General features: G+C 47.2%; 24 protein-coding genes and 1 pseudogene. 9 read left to right on the forward strand and 16 right to left on the reverse strand.

Translation table 11 applies throughout. The annotated features are described in order from the left end of the window. Nucleotides 1–26: 26 nt before the first annotated feature. The 6 genes from ACEW9I_RS13700 to ACEW9I_RS13725 all read right to left on the reverse strand — a co-directional run bounded on the left by ACEW9I_RS13700 (nt 27) and on the right by ACEW9I_RS13725 (nt 5,775). The gene (locus tag ACEW9I_RS13700; RefSeq protein ID WP_373540889.1) at nt 27–512 is read right to left on the reverse strand and encodes an N-acetyltransferase family protein; all 486 of its coding nucleotides are present in this window, start codon (nt 510–512) and stop codon (nt 27–29) included. Nucleotides 513–549: 37 nt separating this feature from the next. After that, nucleotides 550–2,205, reverse strand: a complete 1,656-nt coding sequence (locus tag ACEW9I_RS13705; RefSeq protein WP_373540890.1) for an NAD+ synthase — start codon at nt 2,203–2,205, stop codon at nt 550–552. A gap of 241 nt (nt 2,206–2,446) precedes the next feature. After that, entirely contained in the window at nt 2,447–2,962 is a 516-nt protein-coding gene (locus tag ACEW9I_RS13710) for a hypothetical protein (protein ID WP_373540891.1), read from the reverse strand. 18 nt (nt 2,963–2,980) lie between these two features. Further along, the gene (locus ACEW9I_RS13715) at nt 2,981–3,715 is read right to left on the reverse strand and encodes an NUDIX domain-containing protein (protein ID WP_373540892.1); all 735 of its coding nucleotides are present in this window, start codon (nt 3,713–3,715) and stop codon (nt 2,981–2,983) included. Next, the gene (locus tag ACEW9I_RS13720; RefSeq protein WP_373540893.1) at nt 3,684–4,286 is read right to left on the reverse strand and encodes a nicotinate-nucleotide adenylyltransferase; all 603 of its coding nucleotides are present in this window, start codon (nt 4,284–4,286) and stop codon (nt 3,684–3,686) included. Before ACEW9I_RS13720 ends, ACEW9I_RS13715 begins: the two co-directional genes overlap by 32 nt. A gap of 115 nt (nt 4,287–4,401) precedes the next feature. Further along, nucleotides 4,402–5,775, reverse strand: a complete 1,374-nt coding sequence (locus ACEW9I_RS13725) for a nicotinate phosphoribosyltransferase (RefSeq protein WP_373540894.1) — start codon at nt 5,773–5,775, stop codon at nt 4,402–4,404. 548 nt (nt 5,776–6,323) lie between these two features. Between ACEW9I_RS13725 and ACEW9I_RS13730 the strand changes: the two genes are divergently transcribed. The 4 genes from ACEW9I_RS13730 (at nt 6,324) to ACEW9I_RS13745 (ending at nt 11,041) form a co-directional block, all read left to right on the forward strand. Beyond that, complete coding sequence (locus ACEW9I_RS13730) at nt 6,324–8,675, forward strand: ribonuclease R family protein (protein WP_373540947.1); 2,352 nt, start codon at nt 6,324–6,326, stop codon at nt 8,673–8,675. A gap of 170 nt (nt 8,676–8,845) precedes the next feature. Further along, nucleotides 8,846–9,451, forward strand: a complete 606-nt coding sequence (locus tag ACEW9I_RS13735) for a flavin prenyltransferase UbiX (protein ID WP_373540948.1) — start codon at nt 8,846–8,848, stop codon at nt 9,449–9,451. 178 nt (nt 9,452–9,629) lie between these two features. Next, nucleotides 9,630–10,496, forward strand: coding sequence for a hypothetical protein (locus ACEW9I_RS13740; RefSeq protein WP_373540895.1), 867 nt, complete (start codon nt 9,630–9,632; stop codon nt 10,494–10,496). A 161-nt stretch (nt 10,497–10,657) separates the two neighbouring features. Then, nucleotides 10,658–11,041 (forward strand): AbrB family transcriptional regulator, encoded by a 384-nt coding sequence (locus ACEW9I_RS13745; protein WP_373540896.1) that lies wholly within the window; start codon nt 10,658–10,660, stop codon nt 11,039–11,041. A 469-nt stretch (nt 11,042–11,510) separates the two neighbouring features. Here the strand turns inward: ACEW9I_RS13745 and ACEW9I_RS13750 are convergent, their stop codons facing one another. Next, nucleotides 11,511–12,392 (reverse strand): hypothetical protein, encoded by an 882-nt coding sequence (locus tag ACEW9I_RS13750; RefSeq protein WP_373540897.1) that lies wholly within the window; start codon nt 12,390–12,392, stop codon nt 11,511–11,513. Between the two features lie 37 nt (nt 12,393–12,429). Then, a complete protein-coding gene (locus ACEW9I_RS13755) occupies nt 12,430–12,762 on the reverse strand; it encodes a hypothetical protein (RefSeq protein ID WP_373540898.1) in 333 nt (110 codons plus the stop codon). 384 nt (nt 12,763–13,146) lie between these two features. Here ACEW9I_RS13755 and ACEW9I_RS13760 point away from each other — a divergent pair, with 384 nt between their 5' ends. From ACEW9I_RS13760 to ACEW9I_RS13770, 3 genes are all read left to right on the forward strand, one after another. Beyond that, nucleotides 13,147–13,923 carry a sterol desaturase family protein gene (locus ACEW9I_RS13760; RefSeq protein WP_373540899.1) on the forward strand — a complete coding sequence of 259 codons (777 nt, stop codon included), beginning with the start codon at nt 13,147–13,149 and terminating at the stop codon, nt 13,921–13,923. An 87-nt stretch (nt 13,924–14,010) separates the two neighbouring features. Then, nucleotides 14,011–14,313 carry a transposase gene (locus ACEW9I_RS13765; RefSeq protein WP_373540900.1) on the forward strand — a complete coding sequence of 101 codons (303 nt, stop codon included), beginning with the start codon at nt 14,011–14,013 and terminating at the stop codon, nt 14,311–14,313. Beyond that, nucleotides 14,310–14,858 carry a transposase gene (locus tag ACEW9I_RS13770; RefSeq protein WP_373540901.1) on the forward strand — a complete coding sequence of 183 codons (549 nt, stop codon included), beginning with the start codon at nt 14,310–14,312 and terminating at the stop codon, nt 14,856–14,858. The genes ACEW9I_RS13765 and ACEW9I_RS13770 overlap by 4 nt, the downstream gene beginning before the upstream one ends. 18 nt (nt 14,859–14,876) lie before the next feature. On the opposite strand, the gene ACEW9I_RS13775 is transcribed toward ACEW9I_RS13770, so the two are convergent. Then, nucleotides 14,877–15,185: a hypothetical protein gene (locus ACEW9I_RS13775; RefSeq protein ID WP_373540902.1), complete on the reverse strand. Its 309-nt coding sequence runs from the start codon at nt 15,183–15,185 to the stop codon at nt 14,877–14,879. Nucleotides 15,186–15,398: 213 nt separating this feature from the next. On the opposite strand from ACEW9I_RS13775, the gene tilS reads away from it, so the two are divergent. Beyond that, nucleotides 15,399–16,388 carry a tRNA lysidine(34) synthetase TilS gene (gene tilS, locus ACEW9I_RS13780; RefSeq protein ID WP_373540903.1) on the forward strand — a complete coding sequence of 330 codons (990 nt, stop codon included), beginning with the start codon at nt 15,399–15,401 and terminating at the stop codon, nt 16,386–16,388. Here tilS and ACEW9I_RS13785 read toward each other — a convergent pair. Together ACEW9I_RS13785 and ACEW9I_RS13790 are read right to left on the reverse strand one after the other, a co-directional pair. Then, nucleotides 16,385–17,008 (reverse strand): helix-turn-helix domain-containing protein, encoded by a 624-nt coding sequence (locus tag ACEW9I_RS13785; protein WP_373540904.1) that lies wholly within the window; start codon nt 17,006–17,008, stop codon nt 16,385–16,387. The genes tilS and ACEW9I_RS13785 overlap by 4 nt on opposite strands. A gap of 276 nt (nt 17,009–17,284) precedes the next feature. After that, complete coding sequence (locus tag ACEW9I_RS13790; RefSeq protein ID WP_373540905.1) at nt 17,285–17,755, reverse strand: Dps family protein; 471 nt, start codon at nt 17,753–17,755, stop codon at nt 17,285–17,287. Between the two features lie 130 nt (nt 17,756–17,885). Between ACEW9I_RS13790 and ACEW9I_RS13795 the strand changes: the two genes are divergently transcribed. Continuing rightward, complete coding sequence (locus ACEW9I_RS13795; protein WP_373540906.1) at nt 17,886–18,782, forward strand: shikimate dehydrogenase; 897 nt, start codon at nt 17,886–17,888, stop codon at nt 18,780–18,782. Nucleotides 18,783–19,000: 218 nt separating this feature from the next. Here ACEW9I_RS13795 and ACEW9I_RS13800 read toward each other — a convergent pair whose 3' ends face one another. From ACEW9I_RS13800 to ACEW9I_RS13820, 5 genes and pseudogenes are all read right to left on the reverse strand, one after another. Continuing rightward, nucleotides 19,001–20,485 (reverse strand): tetratricopeptide repeat protein, encoded by a 1,485-nt coding sequence (locus tag ACEW9I_RS13800; protein WP_373540907.1) that lies wholly within the window; start codon nt 20,483–20,485, stop codon nt 19,001–19,003. Nucleotides 20,486–20,753: 268 nt separating this feature from the next. Beyond that, nucleotides 20,754–20,996 (reverse strand): FeoC-like transcriptional regulator, encoded by a 243-nt coding sequence (locus ACEW9I_RS13805; protein WP_373540908.1) that lies wholly within the window; start codon nt 20,994–20,996, stop codon nt 20,754–20,756. A 4-nt stretch (nt 20,997–21,000) separates the two neighbouring features. After that, a complete protein-coding gene (feoB, locus tag ACEW9I_RS13810) occupies nt 21,001–23,355 on the reverse strand; it encodes a Fe(2+) transporter permease subunit FeoB (RefSeq protein ID WP_373540909.1) in 2,355 nt (784 codons plus the stop codon). After that, complete coding sequence (locus ACEW9I_RS13815; protein WP_373540910.1) at nt 23,352–23,912, reverse strand: ferrous iron transport protein A; 561 nt, start codon at nt 23,910–23,912, stop codon at nt 23,352–23,354. Before ACEW9I_RS13815 ends, feoB begins: the two co-directional genes overlap by 4 nt. Nucleotides 23,913–24,343: 431 nt before the next feature. Next, a pseudogene (locus ACEW9I_RS13820) lies at nt 24,344–26,106 on the reverse strand (heavy metal translocating P-type ATPase). Nucleotides 26,107–26,139 lie beyond the last annotated feature (33 nt).

The following is a 26,139-nucleotide window of genomic DNA, read 5'->3' on the forward strand; positions in this document are numbered from 1 at the left end:
TAATCTGAACTTGGATCTCGATCGCTTCAACTATATCTATACGTCATAGTGAATGAAGTTACTCCCGTTCGACCAATTATTTCACTATCATCGAGTTTAACAAAACCCGATCGCTGATAAAGATTAACAACCGGATTATCAGCACGAACGCTTAGAGAAATTGCTGGATGGATATTTCTAGCAAACTCGATTGTTTGCATCAATAATTTAGTGCCAATTCCTTTACCTCGATCTGCTGGAATTACCGCGATCGCTAGTTCTGGAATCCCCTCATCAACATACCCAAATCCGCGATCGTTACTAGTAAATAGTCTCAACCAAGCCGCACCAATCGGATATTCATCGATCGCGACAAAGCCGAGATCGCCACTTCTCCCCCAATCTTTGACATATCGATTGAGAGCGGGATTTTGTCGCATGACTTCTACCGATGATTCGTGCGCGGCGTACATTAACATTGTCCATAAAATAGACTCATCCGCATTAGTTAAAGCTCGAATTTTATAATCCATTATCCAATTGCTATATATCGAACGATAATTATTATGCTTAGTTAGATGCGATCGGCATTCGCCAGCCTGTACCAAAGGCGCGATCGGTTATTTTCAAACCTGGGGGAGCTTGGCGACGTTTGAATTCGGCAAGTTTTACTAGTCTAGTTATTTTAGTTACTACTTGCGAATCGTAACCGCGATCGACTATTTGCTCGATCGATTGATGTTCGCAGACGATCGCTGCTAAGATTTCGTCTAAGATTTCATAAGGTGGTAATGAATCTTGGTCGATTTGTCCGGGTTTAAGTTCGGCACTGGGTGGTTTGGTGATGATATTTGTGGGGATGATTTCTCGCTCTCGATTCAACCATTTACAGATCGAAAATACCCGCATTTTGGGTACGTCGGCGATGACGGCTAAACCACCATTCATATCACCATATAGTGTACAGTAACCAACCGCCATCTCGGATTTATTGCCAGTCGAGAGGAGTAAGTAACCAAATTTATTGGACATGGACATTAATAACGTGCCGCGAATCCGTGACTGGATATTCTCTTCAGCTAGTCCAAACTCGGTATCTTTAAATTGTGACTCTAGGGTGCGATCGAATCCCTGCATCAAGTCGCCAATCGGGATAGTTTCGGTATTTATCCCCAGATTAGCAGCTAAGGCGATCGCGTCGGTGACTGAGTGTGACGAGCTATAAGTCGAGGGCATTAATACACCTAAGACATTATCTGCGCCAATAGCTTCTGCCGCAATTGCCGCGACTAGTGCCGAATCGATGCCACCACTCAAGCCCAGGATTACTTTTTGAAAACCACATTTGTGAATATAGTCGCGGACACCCAATACTAATGCTGCCCAAATTTCGGCATCAGCACCATCTGGTTGAGGGTGAATTTTAGCTGGTTTTAAATCTTTGGTTGCTTCATCAAATTCGATGATAATTAAGTCTCGATCGAATGATGTACATCGACATACTAGTTCACCCGATCGATCGAATCCTAAACTACATCCATCGAAAATCAGATCGTCATTTGCTCCAACTTGATTGACATATAACACCGCTCGATCGTATTTAATTGCAGCATGTTTTAAGATTGCTGCCCGTAGCTGTTGTTTTCCCGCGCTATATGGGGAAGCTGAGAGATTGATTGATAGATCTATATTATGTGCAACTAACTCCGCGATCGGATTAATTAAGTAACTACGTTTACCCCAGAAGTCTTCATCATTCCACAGGTCTTCACAGATCGTCAGTCCGATTTTAATTCCATCTAGAGTGAAGTAATTTGCCTTATTACCAGGGGTAAAGTATCGATTTTCATCAAACACGTCATAAGTCGGTAATAGTCGCTTATGGAAGATATTTTGTACCTTTCCAGCAGCTAATAAAGCCATACTATTAAATAATGGTTTACTACCTGTGACGATCGCATCAGGATTGACGGTAGCTAGTCCGACTAGTACATGTAGAGCCGGTGGTAATTCTGTGGCTAATTGGTTGAGATTTTGCTCCATTTCGGTGATGAAGTGAGCATTGAGCAATAAGTCACGCGGTGGATAGCCACACAAGGATAGTTCGGGGGTGAGTAATAGTTTTACTCCTTGGGTGGCTACTTGCTGTGCGGTTTTTAAAATCTGTTGGGCGTTATTTTTGAGGTCACCGATAGTAGGATTGAGTTGAGCTAGAGCTATTTTCATGATATTTTTGTGCGAAATTGAACAGAATATATCGGTAATCAAATATCAAATCTGTAGGGGCGGGTTTATGAAACTAATAAAGATACCACTAGAAATGTATTTCAAACCCACCCAATCTTTCTAGAGTCTATATAGATCGATACAAAATTTTAGAGTATTTCTCGTAGTTTAGATGGTGGGCACTGCCCACCCTACGATATTTTTAGACTAACTTAGTAATTAAAAAGATATATACAGCCCTTTAGTTTGATAAAGTTGCAGCATCGAACATGCAGGAAACAGGAGTCAGAAGTTCCCTGTAAACTAGCTTGCTTTTTATGAGAATATTAATCCTATCATTATTTTCTTTTACCATTCTAGATGACTGAAAATAACTGCCCATTTTACCTGGATCGAAATAATTACCATCCTTTCCTATTGAGTTGCCAAATATAGATATAGATTCTCCAGATTCACTAGATAGCATATCTCCGATTTCAATCCACTCATAGTTCAGCCCAATGTCATCAGTAGCATTATAAAATTTTGTTAGTGCAAAGTCTCCATACTCATGTGGATCTCTATATTCGAGCATTTCATTCCAATCTTCAGATAATTGTTCACCTTCATAAGGATCTATTAAATAATTTATGTTTAGTTTGATAAATTTTTCTAAACCTTCAGTATCATTTAGATCGAGAGCTGTTTCTAATATTTCTTTCAGCTCTAATTCAAATGCTTCATAATCAAAAATAAAGGCTTTATGCTCCATTGACATAATAATATCTAACTCTTATTATACAAATAATAATGGCTTATCCTTTAAAGGCGCAAATGCCACCGGATCGAAACGATACAAACTAGCTGGACGACCGCTACCACGAGAGGATTTGATACTTGTTTCTTCGAGAAACTTTAATTTAATTAAGCGATTGCGAAAGTTGGAGTAGTCGGAGAATGTTTCACCGAGAACGGTGGTATATAGTTGATAAATATCGCTAAGGGTGAATAGTTCTGGCAATACATCAAATGCGATCGGGCTATATTCTAATTTATTTCTGAGTCGTTGATGTCCGTATTCGATAATCTGTTGATGATCGAAGGCGAGATCGGGTAATTTGTCAATCGGATACCAAGCAATTCCCCCGACTCCGGTAGCAATTAATTCGGCAGCTTCATATCTAACTAAGGCAAAGTAACTAACTGATAGATATCTCACATCATAACTATCGGCTGCTTCACGCGGATCGCGTCCGGGGCCACCAAAGGTATATAATTGTTCGAGGTATAAGTTATCAACTTTGATTTTTTCTGATAAGATCCGATCGGCAGCAGCTTCCAATGCTTCACCTTTGCGTACTAGGGTACCTGGTAAACACCAATAGCCTAAATAGGGTTCATCATGACGCATTACCAATAAGACAAGCAATCGATTTTGCTGGGTATCGATCGAGAAAATGGCATTATCTACGCCAACTTTGAAGTCGGCAAGGATCTGGTTATTTGAGTTTCGCTCTGTCACGGGATTCATCGCTAATAGAATACAAATTATGTTGTTGAATATAGGTCGCAACGATCGGAGCTACGCCTTGAATTGAATGAGTATTGCGAATTGCTGTTGATGAAATAATTGGTGTCGATAGTGAGGCGATCTCGATGTGCGCGCCTAGCTCTCTGAGTCGTTGCAAGTCTGTAGGTTCGATATTGTTACCAGTACGGGGCACTATTAATAATTTAACTTGACTCAATAGTTCGCTGACTCGATACCACTGTGACATTTGAGCGACTAAATCCGCACCAATTGTCAGAATAAATTCACTATTCTTCCAAATTTCTTGGGCAACTATTAATGTTTCTAATGTGCGCTTACTACTTAAATTGCGGTAAACTTTCACATGTCCATTATTCGCTGGAGTGATGTCATCGATTAACAATTCTAGCATCTGCGATCGCTGTTCGAGTGATGCACCATGTGCTTTAAATGGATTGTCTGCTGCCCAGACTGCTACCCGATCGAATTGTTGTAATGCCAACCAATGAATAATATCTCGATGAGCAATTGTCGGTGGATCTGCACTAGTTCCAAATAGAGCAACTTTCATTTAATTAGGTTTTCGGCTTTAGGTTTTTGGCTTTAGGTTTTAGAGGATGTAGGGTGTGTTAGGCGAAAGCCATAATGCACTAGTGCCCGATCTAATAACCCAATTATCAATTAATTTAAGTCCAATCTTTCAATGTTTGAGTGAGTGTTGATAGTGCTGAAGAAATATGTACGGGAGTAGCTCGATCGTAGTTAATATCTCGAATTTCAGCAGGTAAGCTCGCTACATTTAGATCGGTGCGTTTTCTAATTGTGGCTAGAGTCTCCTCTGGCTGGAGCAGATCGCCTTTACTCATCACTAGTTGCAGTAATCCACTACCCTCAGTAGTTAAGCCGAGCGTATCGCCAATAAACATACCATCACTAAATTGCCGAAAAATCTGTTTCTTCCCAGGATATGTCATCTTGTCAGTCGATCGCTTCATCGTCGGAATATCATCGATCTCGACTAATTTGTATACGCCATTGACGGGGCTGCCAGTGACTAGTTTAGTTCCCAAGCCATAACCATTAATCGGTGCTCTAGCCGCTCGTAATTTGGCGATCTCCCACTCATCCAAATCACCGCTGGCAAAGATATCAACATCTGGTAGGATCGATCGAACTTGATGAGATAAAGTAACTAAATCCCCAGAATCTAGCCGAATCCCCGACAACTCCATTTCGCCTGCTGCTACCCGTGCCGCCAACTCTGTCGCGGCGGCAATCGGATCGTAAGTATCGATCGGTAGCGGTGCGCCTGGAAAGTAACGATGAAAAGCCGTAAACGCCGCTTGCTCGCTGCCTGCGGTTGCCCCGATTGCCATCACTAAAGCATGTGCCATCGTACCGCTAGGTTGATAGCCCAATTTGAGAGCGGCTAAGACATTGGAAGTCGTATCTAGTCCCCCAGCAATCGCCGCCCGTGCCGCCCAGAGCGAAGCTTGAGGGCTAAAAGCCCGCCGAGTGCCGAATTCGAGCAGGGTGGCATCGGCACCCGCCACATCGCGCAATCTAGCGGCTCTAGTAGCGATTAGGGTTTGATAGTTGATGGTATTGAGTAAATAAGTCTCGACGATCTGAGCTTGCCACAATGGTGCTTCAATCCGCATGATTGGCTCGTTGGCAAAAATAGCGGTACCCTCTTGCACTGCCCACACATCACCTGTAAATCTAGCAGTGGCTAGTAGCTCCCAAAACCTATCGGGGGCGTTTTTAAAAATACCTGTAGCTTGAAGTGCCTCAATTTGAGCGGCACTAAACTGAAGTCGGGTGAGATATTCCAAGGCTTGAGCCAAGCCCATCGCGATTAAATAACCAAAACCTTTTGGTAGTTTTCGCACAAATAACTCGAAACTAGCAGTCGATCGATCGAGTGATTCGCCGACATAGCAGGCTGCCATTGTCAATTGATACAGATCGGTTAGCAAGCTACAATCGCTATCGGTGATGGATAGTATCGATTGCTGTGCTGTAGTGGGCATGGTGGCGACCGCCGTGGCTGGATTCATTATTTTTTTAAAATAGCTCCTCTATATTATGGTAATAAACACCATAATATGTCAAGAGATGAGCAGTGTTAAAACTCGATCGGGTCGATTAGCTCCAGTACGCTACCCGCGAACGCTGTCGCTGACGATCCCATCACTGACGACCTTCGACACCCAACTTCTGATGCCCTTTTTAGCAAAATGGTATCAGAAATGACACTCAAAGGTAATATGATAATAATAAGCATCATCCACTGTTGCGATCGCCGCTGATGCTGTTACTAACTTCGCAAATTATTATTTAGTACTTATCTGTTAACGTAAAGCTGTTATTCAATACTGGTCGAGTCGCTGGCTGGGTAACTTGGTTGGCAACATGTAGTAAATAGCCACAAAATCGGCGACGGATTTCGCTACAATCTGTCAAGCCTAGCTAGCCAAGACGTGTTCGGATATTTTACTGTTGCTAAAATTGTGGAAAAGAGTACCTTTGCAAAAGATGTCATCAGTCAACAGTACTACAAATTTAATAAATGAACATGTCATTGGGTGGAGGTAAATTAAACTATATGGAATTTTCGATCGCCACGCTGCTATCGCACATTAGTCCTGAGAAGTTAGTTGCCCCAAAGTTACTAGAGAAGAAGTTAGGTTGTGAAACGACATCAAGCATCGAGCAGTTGGATCTAGCTCTAGAATTACTTGAAAAAATTGGGATCTTAACCAAGGAGAAAGGGAAATTTCGCCGCGAACAGCCCGAGCACATTGTGGAGGCAAAGCTGCGCTGTTCGAGCAAGGGTTTTTGTTTTGCGATCCAAGATGATGAGAGTGCTGATGATATCTACATCCGCGAGAGTCATCTGAGCAATGCTTGGAATGGCGATCGGGTACTGATTGAGACGATCAAAGAAGGTACCCGACGGCGGAGTCCAGAAGGATCTGTCAAGCTGATTTTGGAGCGGGCAAATCCTTCGGTACTAGCTAAAATCCGGCGGTTGGATACGGGTGGATATCGGGCGATCCCGTTGGACGATCGGCTCCTGTTCGAGCTAGAGGTGCGCGAAAATACTGCCAGTACCACCAATGGACACGCACCGATCGTCCTTGATGATATTCTCGATCATCTGGTGCATGTCGATGTCCTGCGGCACGCGATCGGTCAAGATTTACCGATTGGTGAAGTAGCTAGAGTACTGGGCACTACCGCAGAGTCGGCGGCGGATATCGACATCGTGACGTGCAAGCACGATCTCCATCAGACATTCGCACCAGCCATAACCACCGCTGCTGCCAAAATCGCCAAAGGAGTGAAAGATCCGCTAGCTAGCAAACGAGTCAACCTCACGCACCTACCGACAATCGCTGTCAGCGCACACCTAGAACCCATCGATAGCGCGCTGACGATCGAACAGTTGGATGGTGAAATCTGGCGGCTGGGGGTGCATATTGCCGATCTAGCTAGCTATATCATCGCCGACGACAGAATCGATCGCGAGGCGAGAAAGCGCGGTACGGCGGTGTATTTGGGCGAAAATACGATTCCCCTCTTGCCAGCGGCAGTCCATCAAGCTTGTGGATTCATCCCTGGAGCCGAACGACTAGCAATTTCGGTGTTTCTCTCGCTCAACGAGCGCGGCGAATTGATCGAATTTACGATCCAACCAAGTCGAATCGCCTTAGATTGGGTGCTAAATCCCACCCAAATCAATGCCGTCTTAGCCGATGAACCCGCCGAAATCGACCCGAGAGCGGTCGAAATTGTCAAGCCGATCTGGAACACGATCGCCCCAGCCTTCAGGGCACAGCGACGCTCTAGAGGAGGATTGGAAGTAGATCTGATCCAGAAACAAGCACCATTCGCCGATGAAGGGCGATTGGGAGTCATCTTTTTGGACGATCCACAATCATTGCTCACTGACGTGATGGTGATGGCAAACTATGCGATCGCCGTTCATCTCCAAGCACTGCAAGTGCCAGGAATTTATGCCGTCCAACACAATCCCGAACTGGTAGAAGTCAACGACACCATCAAGCTAGCGATCAATTTAGGACTGAATTTTGAGGGTGAAGTCGAAGCCGAAGTTAGCGTCGCTGACTTACAACGACTCAGCCTCCAATTTGCTCACTCACCTGTCCCGCAAGTGCTCAACTACCTGTTCAAATCGCTGCTCAAAACTACGGTGTATAGCACCAAACCGAGTACTCACTTCGGATTAGCGATCGAAAATGGTTATACACACGCCGTGTCGCCACTCCACCGCTATCCCGATATCTTAGTCCAGCGGGTACTGCATGAAGTATTTGCCAATGGGCGCGATCGCAAAACTTCGCGGGCGAAAGAAATCGTCAATCTCGGGAGCAGTAGCTGTCACGGTCAGATCGTCTGGAACGTACTCACCCCAACAGTTCAACAGGAACTAGAAGCCCAAATTGCCGGATCGATCGCTCATTTGAACGATCGCACTAAAATCGCTCAAGATGCGGAAAACGATCTCGCCGGACTCCAAAAAGCGGAGAAAATGAAAGCACGCACGGGCGAAATTTTTCAAGGCTTGATCACTGGCGTTCAATCTTATGGCTTCTTTGTCGAAATCGAAGACTCTCTCGTCGAAGGCTTGGTACATGTCAGTTCGCTCAAAGATGACTGGTACGAATTTCGCCCCCGCTACGCCTGTCTAGTCGGACGCAAAAATCGCACCTCCTATCGCTTGGGCGATCGCGTCGAAGTCCAGGTCAAGAGTGTAGACTACTATCGCCAGCAAATCGATCTGGTCACTGTCACCAGTATGCTCTCTGAAGCAGCAGCTACCGACTCAGCAGCGGCATCAGACTCAGACTCAGACTCAGACTCAGAATTAGCATCAGTTCCGCCCGTCGCTGAATTAGCAGCGGCTGAGGAATTTGCACCTTTAGATGAATAACTGCACGCGAAATTTGGCTGAGGGCATGAATTAACGATCGAAAAGTGAGGTAGGAGCAATTGATGAATTGCTCCTACCTCACTTTTCGGGAATGGCTCAAATCATTGCCAAATCACCAGTGGATCGATCGTCTAGAATCTCGATATCAACTATCAATTATCAACTCTGTAATGAAACCCCTAATTCTTGGCATCACTGGTGCCTCTGGCTTGATTTATGCGATCCGAGCGATCAAATATCTCCTCGCCGCCGATTATCAGATCGAACTAGTCGCATCACGATCTACATACACTGTATTTCAAGCCGAAGACCAAATTAGATTGCCTAGTGAACCTGAAGAGCAAGCCGAATTTTGGCGCAAACAAGCTGGCGTCCCCGCTGCTGGCAAATTGCGCTGTCATCGCTGGGGGGATGTCGGGGCGAATATCGCCAGTGGTTCCTATCGGACGCAGGGGATGTTGATTATCCCCTGTAGTATGAGTACGGTGGGCAAACTCGCCGCTGGATTGAGTGGCGATCTGCTCGAACGCGCTGCCGACGTCCAACTCAAAGAAGGACATAAACTAGTCATAGTTCCCCGCGAAACGCCCTTTAGTCTGATTCACCTGCGGAATCTGACGACTCTGGCTGAAGCTGGCGCCGCGATCGTCCCAGCTTGTCCAGCGTGGTATCATAAACCGCAATCGATCGACGATCTAGTTGATTTTGTCGTAGCTAGAGCCTTGGATCGACTCGATATCGACTGTATCCCGATCGATCGGTGGAAAAGCGATTAAACAGTTGACAGTTGACAGCGATTCGCGCTCGTCTTTGGTCGGGTGACCCGAAGCGACGTTTGTGGGGGAAGCTTCCCCCACAAAGCTCGCGCCCCAGTGGCTTTGCCGAGGAGCGCGAATCGCCATCCACCATCCACCATTTACTCTTTAAGATCTAATTTGTCACAGGCACGGGAGTATGAACATCATCGTTATCTTCGTCATCCTGATTTTATTGGGAATAATTATCGGCTCTAATTTACTGCCAACGATGACCGTAGTTATCCTCAATCAGCCTACAGTAGCATTACCGATCGGCGTGTGGTTGGCGATCGCCATCGGCGCGGGATTATTATCTAGTAGTCTGATTCAACTAGCGATCTTTGTCGATCGTCGTCTCCTCGATCGACAGCTTCGGCAACAACAATCGCGCATCCGACAGCCAGATCCAGATATTTTTACCTATACTTCAGCATCGCCTGAAACCGATGACTCCTCACCTGACAAATCAGCAACACCGCCCACCAAAACCAGCCGCTTTAAAAGTTATCGATCGCCTCTGACCGATCGATCCAATCATCCACCATCAGCCCAGCCAACTTCAGTCGATGACAGCGATGATTGGGATGCAGAACCAGCCGCAAATCGTCAATTAGATTGGGAAGATTCACCGCTGCCCTTCCGCCCGCAACAGTGGTCATCTCCACCTCATCGCTCGACAATTGTCAATGACTTACCACCTGAGAGACAAAGCCAACGAATTTATCCAGATCGAGATACCGCCAGCATCGACAGCGAACCACAACCACCTAGTCGAGAAGTATACGACGCCGATTTTAGATTGATTCAGCCGCCGTATAAACAGCCGCTAGCAAATGAATTTGATGACAACCGCGAGTCATTTAGACCCGAGGACACCGACACAAATCAAGCAGAAGATGATGCTAGATCGACAACGGATGTCCAGCCCACATCGCCATATCGCCCTACTCCTTCAAACAATCTAGACGATGAAGATTGGGGATTTGATTTTGAAAATCGGGATCTGCCAGTAAGAACAAAATGAGCGCGATCGGCGGAATTTTCCCAATAACTTTAAAGTTAATTGGAACTATCATTATAATTAAGTGCATAATATACTAATATAAGGTCAGCTTCATGATGAATAATACATGAAGTAAACTGCATATCTAGTCAAAATTATCCGCCGTATCCATTAATCAAACTATGTCTAAAGTCGATTCCGTAGCAGAACTAACCATCCCTACATCCCCACTTACTGGGAAAGCTTTGCTTCAAAGAGTTAAAGAACTTTCGCATCTTGCCAAGCGTGAAACTGCCACACAGTGTGGCTATGTGAAAACTACCAAAGCAGGTGTCACCCGCACCGATCTCTCTGGATTTTATGACGCTGTGCTGACAGCCAAAGGAGTCAAACTTGACGAAACCAGTAGAGACAATCGCGGCAAAACCGCGACGTACAAGGCGACTGTTCACAAGAATGGTCAATTGTTGATCGGTGCAGCCTATACCAAAGAAATGGGACTGAAGGAAGGTGATATTTTCAGTATCAAACTAGGCTATAAACATATCCACTTGGTTCAAGATTAATTTACATCACCACAGCCAGAAGTAGGTGCAATCGATCGATTGCACCTACTTCTGGCTAGCTGTTTATTACCAATAAGTGGTGAGACTAAACTGATGACCCCATTGAGGGGACAGGCAGTACTACCTCCACCTCAAAAATAGCTAACCTGCATCCTGTGGAGCGTGGTTCTACCGCATCGATGACAACATTTACTCGATTGCTCAGCAGGGAGTAACTTAGATTAAGTGTAAACTCCAACTTCAATCCGATCGGTAACAAAGTTGACAACATCTACCCATCTCACTTCAGTTTTAAGATTAATAAAAATAAACGGTTGTTGTCCGCGCAGCTTGAGACTGTCTCACTCGATCGCACTCAGATCGGCTCCGACATGAATGGCTTACCCTGGCAGGGGACTTATCGCTCCCTGCGACATCGATCGGGTAGCTAGTTAAAACCCAAAGCCTAAAACCTCAAACCCAAAGCTAATTACTGAGATGGTTCACACTTATCTTCTGGACAAGAAACGGTAATTTGACCGATCGCGGCGCGACGATCGTACTTGCTGGTTTTGAGATACTCTTCATTACTTTCAGGATATTCGCCCGCAAAATTGCGAGATCCAACTGGTTTGGGACGAAATGCCAGACCATTGGGGTGTTGAGTAAAGTTGATAAACTCCCGTGATTCATTGTCTTTGCTCATCGAGAGCGTCGCACCACCGTAGACAGTGACGGCTTGACCGATCGGAGTACCTGGCCCAACACCTTGTGCAGTCCGAAAGTTGGGGTTGTCTGTCATTAGATGTTGAATCCGATCGGTATCAGTAAAATTGGTGCCAGCCGGATAGGGGATATAGTATTGTACCGCCCCAGCTTTGGTCACCGCGATCGCATCAAAATCGACGATAAAGTTTGTCTTGACAGGGAACTCGAACCCCTCGCCGAGCTGCGCCTTCAACTCTTGGAAAGTCATCCCAATTCTGGCACTACCAATCCCCACTGGCGTAATTTGCTGCTCTGGATCTGTGGGTGGCTTGAGTTTGGAGAAGGGATCGGGTTTGGGATTAGCCTTGGTTTTGGCTGGTGGTAAAGTGGGGATCGCCACCGGAGTGGGAACTGGGTAGAGAGCTGGAGGGAGCGCGGAGAGTGTTGGTGCCGATGAGGGTGTGGGTTTGACAGTCGGTGTCAGCGGTGGCGGTGATGGGGTAGGTAGTGGCGGCTGGACAGTAACAGGCGATGAAATCGGCGGCGTCACGATGGGGGTATGCGGAGGTGTGACTACTACCGTTGGTGGCTGGCTATTTTTGCCACAGGCAGTCATGACAACCATCGCCAATAAATAGAGGCTGAGGTGAATGTGTCGGTTCATCGCTACTACCCAGCTAACTGAATTTCAAAATAATACTTTAGAATCTTATTCTACCGCTAGTAAGCAGTTGATAACCACTAGCAAATGCTAGCAGTGCGACAAAAAATGTCCACAGACTAGTCGATCGCAAGATGACACCACTGTTGAGAAACACGAGGATGATTCCTACGGCGATAAAAATCCATCCGAAGTTCCCCATCTCCCGCCGCCAAAAGGTGAGCGAGCCGATCCCAGCAATTAACGCTAATACGGAAGCGGTCGCTGATGTTTTTTGCCACCAGTTAGAATAGTAGTGGGTGGTGAAAATAATATTTTGACCTAAAAAATAGATACTGACGAGGATTAAAGCTAAACCGAAGATAGTGGACATCAAAATTCATTCCTACTGTTGCCAGACAAGCTTGAGAGTCAGCCGTCTGACTGGTCGAGATCTAGAGTACCCAAATCTGGAAATCGGATCGAGAGTTGGGGTAATTCACGTCTTTGACAAGTACATAATAACTGATGAAAAATAGCTAAAAAACTTACCGATCGGTACCATCCACCATTCACACTTCGGCTACGCTCAGTGCAAGCCATCCACCATTCACCATCCACCATTCACCATTCACCATTCACCATTCACCATTCACCATTCACCATTCACCATCCACCATCCACCATCCACTATTAACGATATTTCGATGCAAGATGCAAGATGTGAGATCGATGAGTTGAGATGTGATTTGTAAAATTTTGCCAATGATACGAACCTATGACAGTCAAATTAGTTGTCGTCCCGATCGCGATCGTCAGTCTGCTGATGCTGGAATATAAGTTTCCCTTCTTTGCATACCAGAATTCCCTACGTTCGCGAATTACCAATAACTTCGAGTTGGGTATTGTCAACTCGATCGCCTCCAGTCTATTTGCGATCGCGATCGCCAGATTTATCCCGCTCGATCGATCGGCTCCAGGTATTTTTACCACCATTTCATCCCCAGTTATCGCGGGGATCTTGGCGTTCTTGGTACTCGATCTCTATATGTATTGCTGGCATCGACTGATGCACATCGTGCCACTGGCATGGAGATTTCATCGCGTCCATCATACCGATCGAACGATGAATGTATCCACAGCATATCGATTTCACGCGATCGAAATTATCAGTTCGAGTATGCCTAAACTCGCTCTGATTTGGTGGCTGGGAATTGCTAGCAATTGGGTGCTCGGCTACGAGCTAGTATTTACCTTGATTGTCGCACTGCATCACAGCAACTTGCGCTTACCAGCGGCGATCGATCGGCTCCTCGCATTTGTCATCCTCACTCCCAACTATCACCGCATCCATCACTCCCAAATCGTCGCCGAAACCAATTCTAACTACAGTAGTGTTCTGAGCTGGTGGGATCGGCTCTTTGGTACATACCGCTCTCGTCTTGATGTTGAGAATATTCAGCTTGGTGTGAGTGATGAGGATCGGGAATTAAATATCTGGCAATCGATCGCGCTGCCAATTTTGCCATCTGTAGATCGAGGTACCGAGCGTTGATGTTGTTATAGAACCCATTTGAGATCTTTTAGGCGATCGCGTAGAATCAGGGCAAAGTAAGTAAATTCGAGTAAATTGGGGCGAGAAATGGGGTATTCAAGCGACTTGACAGACGAAGAATGGGAAATAATTGAGCCACTACTACCACAGAAAAAGAAAACTCGACCACCTGTGTGGACAAAGAGACAACTCCTCAATGGCATATTTTATCAGCTCAAGAACGGTTGTAATTGGGGAGACTTACCCAGAGATCTACCACCATATTCAACTGTCTTCTGGCACTACCAGAATTGGTGTGAAGAAGGTGCCATCGATCTAATCATGACTAAATTACATGGGAAAGCACGCGAACAAGTCAAAAAAAAACAGAATGGACAACCCTCATCATGATTGACTCTCAAGCGGTGAAAAACACTTGTAATGCGAGTATTGAGTCGAAAGGGTTTTGTTTGTACAAATGTACCAATGGCATCAAAAGGCATCTAGCCGTAGACATACCAGGCTTTCCTTTCTTTACTCACTGTACTAAGGCTAGCGTACCTGACGACCAAGGTTTGATTGAAATGCTGGCGCACAACATTAATTACTTCAAATTGAAACCTGTCGCTTTACCGAAGACCACCATCTTGTTAGATAACGGCTATCACCCTGAAAAACTGACTCAAGCACTGGAGGCGATTTATCCTGAGATTATGACTAAGATTCAATTTGAACTCTCTGCCAAACCATCAAAAGCGGAGAAAGAGGCGAAAGGACAATCTGGATTTGTGCCTGTTGCGGCTAGATGGGTCATCGAAAGATCGAATGCTTGGGTCGAAAGATGTAAAAGCTTAGTCAAAAACTTTGACCGTACACTCGCTCGTTCTAATGCCAAGCTCAAACTGTGTTTGATCAGACTTATGGTTAAAAGATTAGCTGCCCCACCTGTCACCTAAAAAGATCTCAAATGGGTTCTATACTAATCGACTATCTAGTTTCGATCGAATCAATAAAGTCAGATCGGCAACTGTAATGCAGGCAGAGTCGGTAAAATCAGCCAAAAAATTTAGCTCGAAAGCTGCTGACAGATCGAAGTAAATATTGGCAGCTTCGAGATAGTACAGCAAACTTTTAGATCCAGACTGTCTTTGGCGACGCTCGGCAAGTCGATCGATAAAGTTATGAAATTTAAACTCAAGATCGATCGCCTCTGGATCGATCTCCAAATTTCTAGCGAGGATGACTTTGACGATCTGAAAGATGTCGATGGTGCCGTAATGCATTATTTAATTCACTCTGACAGTAAGTGCGGATACATTATCGAGGTTGCAGATGATACGATCGGGATCGAAAATCCGTCAATAATATCGGACATATTTACTCGATCTTGCTGATTACAGTTATAAATGCCGACTAATCACAACGGCATTGGTATAATAGCTCAACCTGTTAAACTTACTACGAATTCTACAGTGTAGCAATTAGCTATTTGACTGATGCCTTGGACACCTTTACATAGTCAGCTTCACCAGTGCCTGATCGATCGACAGTTGCTACCGATCGGCACCAATATCCTGATAGCAGTTTCTGGAGGGCAAGATTCATTGTGTCTGGGGCAATTGCTCCGCGATCTCCAAAACCGCTGGCAGTGGCAGCTAGCCGTCGCTCATTGCGATCACGGTTGGGCACAAGATGTCGGAATTGCCGATCGCGTGGCGCAAGTTGCCGCGCGGTGGCAGTTACCATTTCATTGTGAAACCACTGCCAATTTGCCAGAAACAGATGGGGCGGCGAGAGAATGGCGATATTCAGCTTTAGTCAGGATCGCTCAAGCTACCAATAGTACTCAGATCGTCACCGCTCACACTCAAACCGACAGAGCAGAAACATTGCTCTATAACCTCGTGCGGGGTGCAGGTGCCGATGGACTCTGCGCGCTGTCTTGGCAGCGGCAATTGACAGCAGAGATTGGTTTGGTGCGTCCATTGCTGGCAGTCAATCGCGCTCAGACAGGTGATTTTTGCCGCGAGTATCAATTACCCGTCTGGGAAGATGACTACAATCAGAATCTCAAATACGCCCGCAATCGACTGCGATTGGAGATTATGCCCCAGCTAGCAGCAGATTTCAACCCCCAAGTCGAGAGTCATTTAGCCCGTACTGCCGAACTTGTGCGCGCTGATGTCGAGTATCTGGAGTCGCTAGCCACGGACTGGTATCAGCAAGCATTGGATCTAGAGGGCGTGCGGCTAGATCGACTCATCCTCGCTCCGCTTGCGCTCTCGCTCCAGCGACGTGTGATCCGCCAATTCCTCGCTCAAGCTTTGAGCAAGATGCCTACATTTACTCAGATTGAAGCGACAATTTCATTGATCGATGCCCCTAACCGGACTCGGACTTCGACTTTTAGTGATGGACTGGCGGCTGAAGTCGCTGGTAAATGGATCGTGGTGGCACGCTCGGATCGGCTCTCGATTAACATTTAGTTACCAACTTTCGCCCGAAATATCAGCTTGTCACCTTGTCGATAGCCGACATATCTAATGGTAACTACATCATCAGGGGTAGCATTCCCTGCGATAAGTTGGTGCCAGCGCGGATCGTAAGCGACTTCAGCTCCAATCTCACCAATGACAGTGACACCCCATTGGGCGATCAATCGATCGATCGACTGCACCAAGGGAATTAGCTTACTAGCTGGAAAGTCGGGATTCTGCGCTGCGGCTGCTTTGGCTGCGGGAAAGTAAGTCAGGAACGATTCTAATGCCTGTAGGCTTTGATATTGAAATTCGGCTTGAAGTGTGGCGCGTTGTTGTTGGCATTGTTGGTGCAGAAGTTGATATTCTTGACGGAGGATGTCTAGTTGTTGACGTTCGGGAGTGGAGCTAGATGGCGTACCAAATATTTCGGTTAGCTCGTTAATTGTCAGATGCAAAGTGCTGCTAATATTTGCGAGAGTTTGCCACCGCAATGTGTTAATTCCACCCGATCGCAGTTTCCGAATAGTTCGCTCGGAAGTTTTACTCGATCGAGCCAATTCACTAAAGCTCCTAATACCAACTTTGTGCATTAATGCTTGCAATTTTAAGATATGACGATCGTCCATGTGTGCTTCAGTCAGGGAATTATCGCTCGCTAACCATCTAAACTATCGCCATCCTACTACATCAATCTAGCCGATCGTTGAGGATTGTTTTTAGGGTGGGGTTAAAATCCCCACCCTAAAAACCTCGCTATCAACTATCTGCTTGTCTTGTCTCGCTAAACCCTCGGCAGAGCCGAGGAGCGCGAGCCGCTGGTGCAACACATGCGCCAGGAAACCTCCGCGTGATTGCATCCGCAACTGTCAACTATCAACTGTTTAACCCTATTCGATCGATGATTAGTCTAGTAAACTTCTCAACATCCAGGCAGTTTTTTCATGCAATTGTAACCTCTGGGTGAGCAGATCGGCAGTCGGTTCGTCGCTAGCTTTCTCGGCACTAGCATAGATCGATCTCGCAGTGCGACACACAGCTTCTTGTCCTTCGACGAGGAGTTTAATCATCTCCATCGCTTTAGGGACGTTGGTTGTCTCAGGAATCGAACTCAATTTTGCGTACTGAGTATAGCTGCCAGGTGCAGTGAATCCTAGTGCCCGAATCCGTTCGGCAATCAGATCTACTGCCAAAGCTAATTCGGTATACTGAGTTTCAAACATCAGATGGAGTGTTTGGAACATCGGCCCAGTTACATTCCAGTGGAAGTAATGAGTTTTGAGGTACAAACTATATGTATCTGCCAATAGTCGCGATAACCCGTCAGCGATTTCCTGGCGACTATCGGCGTCGATTCCAATATCTACTTGCATCATAGCGATCGATCTTCCTAAGCATATTTATCAATTCTTACCTACTATTTTACGTCGATCGCCTAGAACCTCGCTGGCGATCTCCAGATTTTTCCACTCGCATCCCGATCCCATCCTCCTACCCCCAACTTTCATGCCTCAAATATCTGGTACCACAAAATTATTGGGTGTCATCGGCAATCCCATCGCCCATACATTTTCACCCGTCATGCACAATGCCGCGATCGCGCATTTGGGCTGGGATTATCGGTATGTCGCGTTTGCCGTCACCCCAGCAGACTTAGCGGCAGCCCTAGCAGGCTTCGCCGCCATCGGTGTCGTTGGCTGTAGCGTCACCATCCCACACAAACAAGCAATCATCCCGCTACTGGCAGAAATTAGCCCGCTGGCTAGAGCCGTAGGGGCGGTAAATACCATTTGGAACACGCCTACAGGCTGGCATGGTACGAATACAGATATTCCAGGTTTTGTCGCCCCGCTAGTGGGACTAGAGCGGGACTGGGGACAGACAACCGCGCTCGTCTTGGGCAATGGTGGCGCGGCGCGGGCGGTAGTCGCGGGGTGCCATCAGTTGGGCTGTGGGGAGATTCATGTCTTTGGGAGAACTGCACCAAAATTAGCCGAGTTTGGGGCGAGTTGGCAGGATCTGGAGCTGGGGACGATCGATCGGGATGTCTCGGTACCTGTAAGGCTCCAGACTCATCTGTGGGACGAATTACCAAGTTTTACCCTTCGCGATCGGTTATTATTGGTCAATAGTACACCGATCGGGATGTATCCAGCAGTTGAAGATAGCCCACTGAGTACAGAAACGCTCTCTAAAATTGGAGCTGATGCGATCGCTTACGATCTGATTTATACACCGCGACCGACTAAGTTTTTACAACTAGCAACAGATAATGGTGCGATCGCGATCGATGGGTTGGAAATGTTGATTCAGCAAGGCGCGATCGCGTTTAAATTGTGGTTGCAGCAGCCAGCTCCAGTCGAGGTGATGCGTCAGGCTTTACTACAACATCTTGGCGATTAAAATGTCGATACCAATGGATCTGATGTAATGGTAACTTGGGTTATTTAACGTGAATTCGGATTGAGGATATTTGCTCCATTCAAGTACCGTCAACGATTAAAATCGTGGCTGATGATGCAAAGTCCGCCTTCGCGGACTGAGATCCTAGTCCGCGAAGGCGGACTTTGCATCACGAGCAGAGACTTCAGTCTCTAGGCTCCTCTTATTCCGAAGTCACGTTATTTAATTCTTGCTAAATTCCGCATCACCGAATCATAGCCAGCCGGATTATTTTGGGCTTTAAACAATTTTGCCGCCGTCTGCAAATCTGCGGTAGCAGCGGGAGTTGCTTGCAGTTGGGCGTAGAGTAGTCCCCGATTGCTGTACGCTAGAGCATTGTTGGGTTGCAAGCGGATTGCAGTATTGAAATCATCCAGAGCCTGCTGGTGCTGCTTGAGTCTTGCTTTGGTGACGCCGCGATTGAAGTAGATTTCGGCATTATTGGGCTGGAGGGCGATCGCGCGATCGTAATCCACCACGGCTTTATCGTACTCTTCACTACTATAGAAAGCGATACCCCGATTGAGATAAGCGACAGCATAGTCAGGCTTGAGTCGGATGACTTGGGTATAGTCAGCGATGGCTGCTGGGCGGTTGCCCATTGTAAAGTAGATGATGCCGCGATTGTTATAGGCTTCAGCTAGCTGTGGATCGAGCGCGATCGCCTTAGTATAGTCAGCGATGGCTGCCGATCGCTGCCCGCTTTCGGCAAGGGCTACAGCGCGGTTGAAGTAGGAAAGAGCGTCATTGGGAGCGAGTTGGGCAACTCGATTGTAGTCACTGACGGCACCTGCCCGATCGCCGATCGAGTTTTTGGCAACGGCGCGGTTGAAATAAGCAGTCGATCGCTTGGGATCGAGCTGGATCGCGCGATTGTAATCAGCGATGGCACCGCGAGCGTCCCCTGTCAAGGCTTTGGCTTTGCCACGGCTATTGTAAGCATTAGCATAATTAGGTCGCAATTGAGTCGCGCGATCGAAGTCGGCAATTGCCCCCTGACGATCGCCGAGATCGAGTTTAGCCAAACCGCGATTGTAATAAGCATCTCCACTTTGGGGACGGAGTTGGATCGCCCGATCGTAACTCGCGATCGCCCCTTGGTTGTTGCCAGTTTGAGCCATGATTATCCCTTTCCCGATCGCTACTTGCGGATCGTTGGGTTGAATCTCGCTAGCTACTTGCAAGTCTGCCATTGCACTTGCTTTATCTCCCACACTCAATCGGGCAAACCCACGATTGGCATAAGCTTCAAAAAATCTGGGGTTGAGGGCGACAGCCCGACTATAGTCAGCAATTGCCCCTACACTGTCACCATTCAAGCCCTTAATAATGCCCCGATTGTTGTACGCATCGACAAAATTGGGTTGTAACTCAATCGCGCGATCGAAATCGGCGATCGCCCCAACTCGCTCCCCGTTGCGGTAGCGACTCATCGCACGATTGTAATACTCCCTGGCAGAGCGGGGGGTAGCAGTTGGGGACTTTTTGGTAGTTTGACGCGCGATCTGTTGCTCAACGGGCTGACTAGCTGCCACACCAATGGCGATTGCTGGTTGAAGGTGCAGCATCGAGATAACCGATCCTACAAGGGTAAAGATCGACAGCAGTTGATTTCGATCCATTAACTGCCGCTGGGTAGATTGGTGATTGTTGTTTATCTTCATGATTAGATCGGGCGATATTTAACTACATTGACGAAGATCTGTCAGGAGAGAGCCATCGCAACTCACGATCCGCTCGACATCACGCGTGACTATTAAATTTATGCTGATATATAATCAAAACCAGATCGCTGCTCCCTTTGATATCTTAACAAATCTGGTAATTAGCTGAGATTGTCGATTTCATTACCGCCCAGAGTACATTGGCTTGCTGTTGTTTCAGTTGCGATCGCTTACAACCCTTGGCTTGGCAACACTTGTCACTCATGGCTCATCCAACATTCTCATACTCAGAAATAGGCATCACCCACTCATATAGCTCTAGACTTTCCGGCGCACAGCTCTGACAACCGCCACATTTTTTGCCGGATAGTTTCCGCACTCGCCCCTTACGAATCAGGGGATCGAGCATTCCTCGGAGCGCGTCGGCATCAATTTTGAAGTGTCGGGCTAATTCCTCCAGTGAGGCTGAAGGAATAGTCCGTAGGTAAGCTTGAAGTTGTTGAAGAATCATCTCTTTATCGATTACCCAAGGGGCTGCTGTTGATTTCTGGACGAGTTTTAATCTGGTGGCGATCGCTAAATCGTTTCAAGCCAAATAGTGTGCCCAGCATCGTCACAGCCAGCCCGACGACCCAACCCATCGAGCTAGCAGGATGTTCGCTAAAGGTCATGACTTGGTAATAGAGGACTGCTACCCAATAGGCAAGACCTGTAGTCCAGCAGCCCACAAATATTGTCCAACCCAGATTCGTTTCCCGATAGACGGCGGCAGTCGCGGCTACACAGGGGAAGTATAGCAGTACAAATAATAGATAAGCGATCGCGGCACTAGAACTACCAAAGCGAGTGGCCATTTGACCGTAAGTAGTAGCTTTGACTGATTGAGATGCGGCGGCGGCTGTTTGGTCGCCGACATCGTTCAGGATATTAAATCCGAGCGGATCGAGGATTTGACCGCCCAGTTCGCCCAATTTTTCGGGCACGCTGGCAACTGCCTTGCCCATGCCATCCCAGAAATCATATTTGGCGGGTGGCTCACCCGCCGCCGCTGCTTCTTTTTCACCCAAGGAGGTGTAGAGAGAATCCATCGTTGCCACCATTACTTCCTTGGCAAATACCCCAGTCATTAAACCGACTGTAGCTGGCCAATTTTCTTGACGAATCCCCATTGGTGCGAACACTGGTGTTGCTGTACGGCCGAAAGCACTTAAAATCGAGTCTTGGGTGTCTTTTTTACCGATCGATCCATCCATACCCACCGAATTCATCATCCCCAGAATCACCACCATCACCACAATCATTTTCCCCGCCTTGGTGATAAATGCCTTGAGTCGATCCCAAGCCCGAAGCAGGATGCCTTTGAAGGTCGGCAGATGATAGGGCGGCAGTTCCATAATAAACGGAGCCGCATCTCCTTTGAATAACGTTTTACTCATCACTAGCCCCGTAAACACGGCGGCGAGAATGCCGAGAATGTAGAGGATAAAGACCACATTTTGACCGTTAGTGGGAAAGAATGCCGCACAAAATAGCGCGTAAACAGGTAGCCTAGCACCGCAGGACATGAAGGGATTCATCATCACCGTCATCAATCGATCGCGGCGATTTTCCAGGGTTCTAGTTGCCATGATCCCAGGAATATTACAACCAAATCCGACCATCATCGGCACGAAAGATTTCCCAGGTAGTCCGACAAACTGCATCAGGCGATCCATCACAAATGCAGCCCGCGCCAGATAGCCAGAGTCTTCGAGAAGTGCGAGGAAGACAAATAATAAACCGATTTGGGGAATAAATGTCGAAGTAACCTGAATCCCACCGCCGACACCGTTGGCTAAGATCCCAATCAGCCAACCTGGAGCATTAACTTGTGCTAATAAGTGCGCTGTCCCATCGACAAAAATTGTCCCCATCCCCAGATCGAATAAATCGATAAAAGCTCCGCCCAGATTGATGGACACCAGAAACATCAGATACATCACTGCTAGAAAAATCGGGATGCCCAGCCAGCGATTGAGCACAACTCGATCGATCTTGTCGGAGACTGTCTGCTTGACTATATTCGTGCGTTCGCACACACCCTGAATTAGCTGCCTAATCCAAGTGTAGCGACTGTCAGCAATCAGGAGGTCGGTATCTTCGCCCAGAGTCTGATGGATTCGATGTCGGTGTTCGCCAATCCGCCGCAACACATCTTGTCCTAAGTCCGGCAGATGGCGATCGTCGTATTGAAGTAAATTTAGACCAAACCAGCGCGCATTTGCCCCATTGCCACCAGCTTGAGCCGCTAATATCGGCGTTAGATCGGCAAGGGCATCTTCAATTACGGGTGGATAGGCGACGGAAGTCTGGGGCACCAGCGGCCGATCCAATGCCCGATCGAGGGCATCTTTTAACTGCGGTAAGCCCTTTTTGCTGGTAGCAGATATGGGTAAAACCGGACAACCGAGGCGTTGGGATAATAGAGCGGGATCGATCCTAATTTCCCGTTTGGCAGCTAGATCCATCATATTGAGAACGATGACCATCGGGACACCCATCTCTAACAGTTGAGTTGTCAGATAGAGGTTGCGCTCCAAGTTAGAAGCATCCACAATATTTACCACCACATCGGCAGTACCAGATAAGAGATAGTCTCGCGCCACCAGCTCATCTAGTCCCGTCGTACTCTCCTCCACATCTAGAGAATACACACCAGGTAAATCAACTACGACAATTTTTCGATTTTGATGCTGATAGTTACCTTCCTTGCGTTCTACTGTTACCCCTGGCCAGTTACCGACGTGTTGATTGGCTCCAGTGAGGGCGTTAAATAGGGTGGTTTTACCACAGTTGGGGTTGCCTACTAATCCGATGGTTGGCTGGCTCATGCTGCGACTCCTTCAATAGATTCAACAATTAATGCCGCTGCTTCCTCTTTGCGAAGACTCAGCCGAAATCCGCGTACTTCAACTTCGATCGGATCGCCTAAGGGAGCATGGCGTTTGACGATCAATTCCGTTCCAGGGGTCAGTCCCATCGCGAGTAATTTACGCTTGTAGTCGCGGGATGTCGGGTCGTAACTGACGACTCTTAATGTCGAACCGATCGCCGCTGCTTGTAATCTGAGCACGGCAGGTTCGGGGCTAGTTGGCATGATTTTTTCCGATTTTATTGCAATATATTCTCGATCTGTGGCTGATGCTTTCGTCACCTGAATGTGCTGTGCCATATCTGCCCCCAACCCCAAGCGGGTAGCTTGGATGGCTACAACAATCGAACCAGTCCCTGTACTAATCACGTCTAACACGACCCCAGGGATAAAACCCATGCCCATCAGACGGTTATTGGCTTCATCACAATTGAGGGAAACAATGCGAACGCGATCGCCTGTCGTTGCTGCTGCTAATGAATAAGTGGACGACTGGGAGTTGGAGAAATCGGACATTTATGAGCTACTTGCGATCGAAGATGTTGTCGAACACAGCAATTGATGCGCTTCGGATACCCCAATCGGGCGACGAATTCATGAATTGTAATTGCTTATTATTCTTAATAAGGTCAGTATAACAATAAAGATTAGCAAATATCTGCTCGGATTGGGTAAAAATACACAAACGTTGAGCAGACTCGATCGCAGCTAGTCAGACTGTGCCGACAGCACCATCGTTGACGTGAGTTTCTCCTGGCGCCACAGGCTTCGCCAACGGGTTAAGGATATTTGCTCCGTTCTAGTACCGCCGACGATTAAAATCGTGGCTCATGATACAAAGTCCGCCTTCGCGGACTGAAATATTAGTCCGCGAAGGCGGACTTTGCATCACGAGCAGAGACTTTAGTCTCTAGGCTCTGCTGAACCCGAACTCACGTTAGTTAGAATTAAAATTTCGTTAATCTCAGCAATCGTAAACCATTTAAAATCACTAACACAGTCGATCCTTCATGACCGAGCACACCCAAGGGAAGAGTCATATTGCCAGTAAAATTGGCGATTAGCAAGATGAAAATAAAGCTCAGGGCAAAAATGATATTTTGCTTGACAATCCGCCCAGTGCGACGACTGAGCCGCATGGCATACTCTAGTTGCTCCAATCGATCGGTCATCAATACTACATCCGCTGTTTCTAGTGCCACATCACTGCCGACAGTCCCCATCGCAATCCCGACGGATGCCTGAGCAAGCGCCGGGGCATCATTAATCCCGTCCCCAACCATCGCCACAGACTGATATTGTTGCTGGAGTTGGCGAATTACCTCAAGTTTAGCTTCCGGTAAGAGTTCGGCATACACGCCATCGATCCCAATTTCTTGGGCGATACTATCGGCGGTGCGCTGATGATCGCCCGTTAACATCACAATGCGATCGATACCCAGTCGTTTCAAGTGCAAGATCGATCGAGCTGCGGTGGCTCTGACAGTATCGGCAACGGCGATAATTCCCAAGATGTGATTGTCATGAGCAACCCAGACAACGGTTTTGCCATCCTGTTCCCACTTTTGGCTCTGATTGACAATCGCATCCGAACAATTAGCGACTTGCGCTTGCACAAAGGCGGCTTTACCGACTACAGCTATTTTCCCCTCAACTTCGCCACTAATCCCCCGCCCAGGTTCAGCTAAAACATTAACGGCTTCAATCCATGCCCCGCCCTGTTTCTGGGCAGCTCGGACGATCGCATCCCCGATCGGATGCTCGGACATGCTTTCTAGCGCAGCAGCCACTTGGAGCAATTTGTCTGGATGTTCGATCGCCATGACTTGGACGACTTGAGGTTTGCCTGTAGTCAGGGTTCCAGTCTTGTCGAAGGCGATCGCCTTAACTTGTCCGATCGCTTCTAACTGCGCGGCATTCTTGAATAAAATCCCATGTCGCGCCCCATTGGCGATGCCAGATAATAGGGCTGGCATCGTTGCTGCCATTAATGCACAGGGCGAAGCTACTACCAAAAAAATTAGGGCGCGATAAACCGTATCTTCCCAAGTCCAACCGAGTAGAAATGGTGGTAAAGTGCCCAGTAGAATGCCCAGTAAGACGATCGCTTTGGCATAGCCGCGCTCGAATCGTTCGATGAACTGTTGGGAAGGGGGAGTTTCTGTCTGTGCTTGTTCTACTAACCGAATTACCCGTTGAATCAGACTACTTTCTGGCGATCGATCGATCTGAATTTTTAACGCACCGTTACCATTAATCGTCCCTGCAAATACCTCATCGCCGACGGTTTTTTCAACTCGGAAGTCAGACTCATCAACCCCCGAATACTCCGCTCAGTCTGTTGCATTGCATAGCCTTCAAGTACCCCGCTGATGGCAAAAATCAGGATCGACATCCCACCATCGACGATGAAGTAGTACTCTTTACGCCATAGTCCTAAAATAGCGGCTCCCAACGCTGCCACAATCATCAATAAGTCCACATCCAGCTCTTTCTCCCGCCACAAAGTGCCCAGCCCTTCCAGGGTGTTTTGATAGCCCCCAATCACATACGCAGCGGCTAGAATTAGTAAACTTACTCCCAACCACCCGCGATCGAGAGTGAGCCAACCGAGCAACACCAGTACCGCGCAAATTCCCGCCGCGATCGCATCGGGGTGTGCTTTAAATAGTGTTTGCCAACGGAATCTAGACAGGGCAGGGGAAGACATGACAACAAAAATAGATTGCCTTCATACCCTACA

Origin of the sequence: Chamaesiphon sp. (genome assembly GCF_041738855.1) — a bacterium.
GTDB lineage: Bacteria > Cyanobacteriota > Cyanobacteriia > Cyanobacteriales > Chamaesiphonaceae > Chamaesiphon.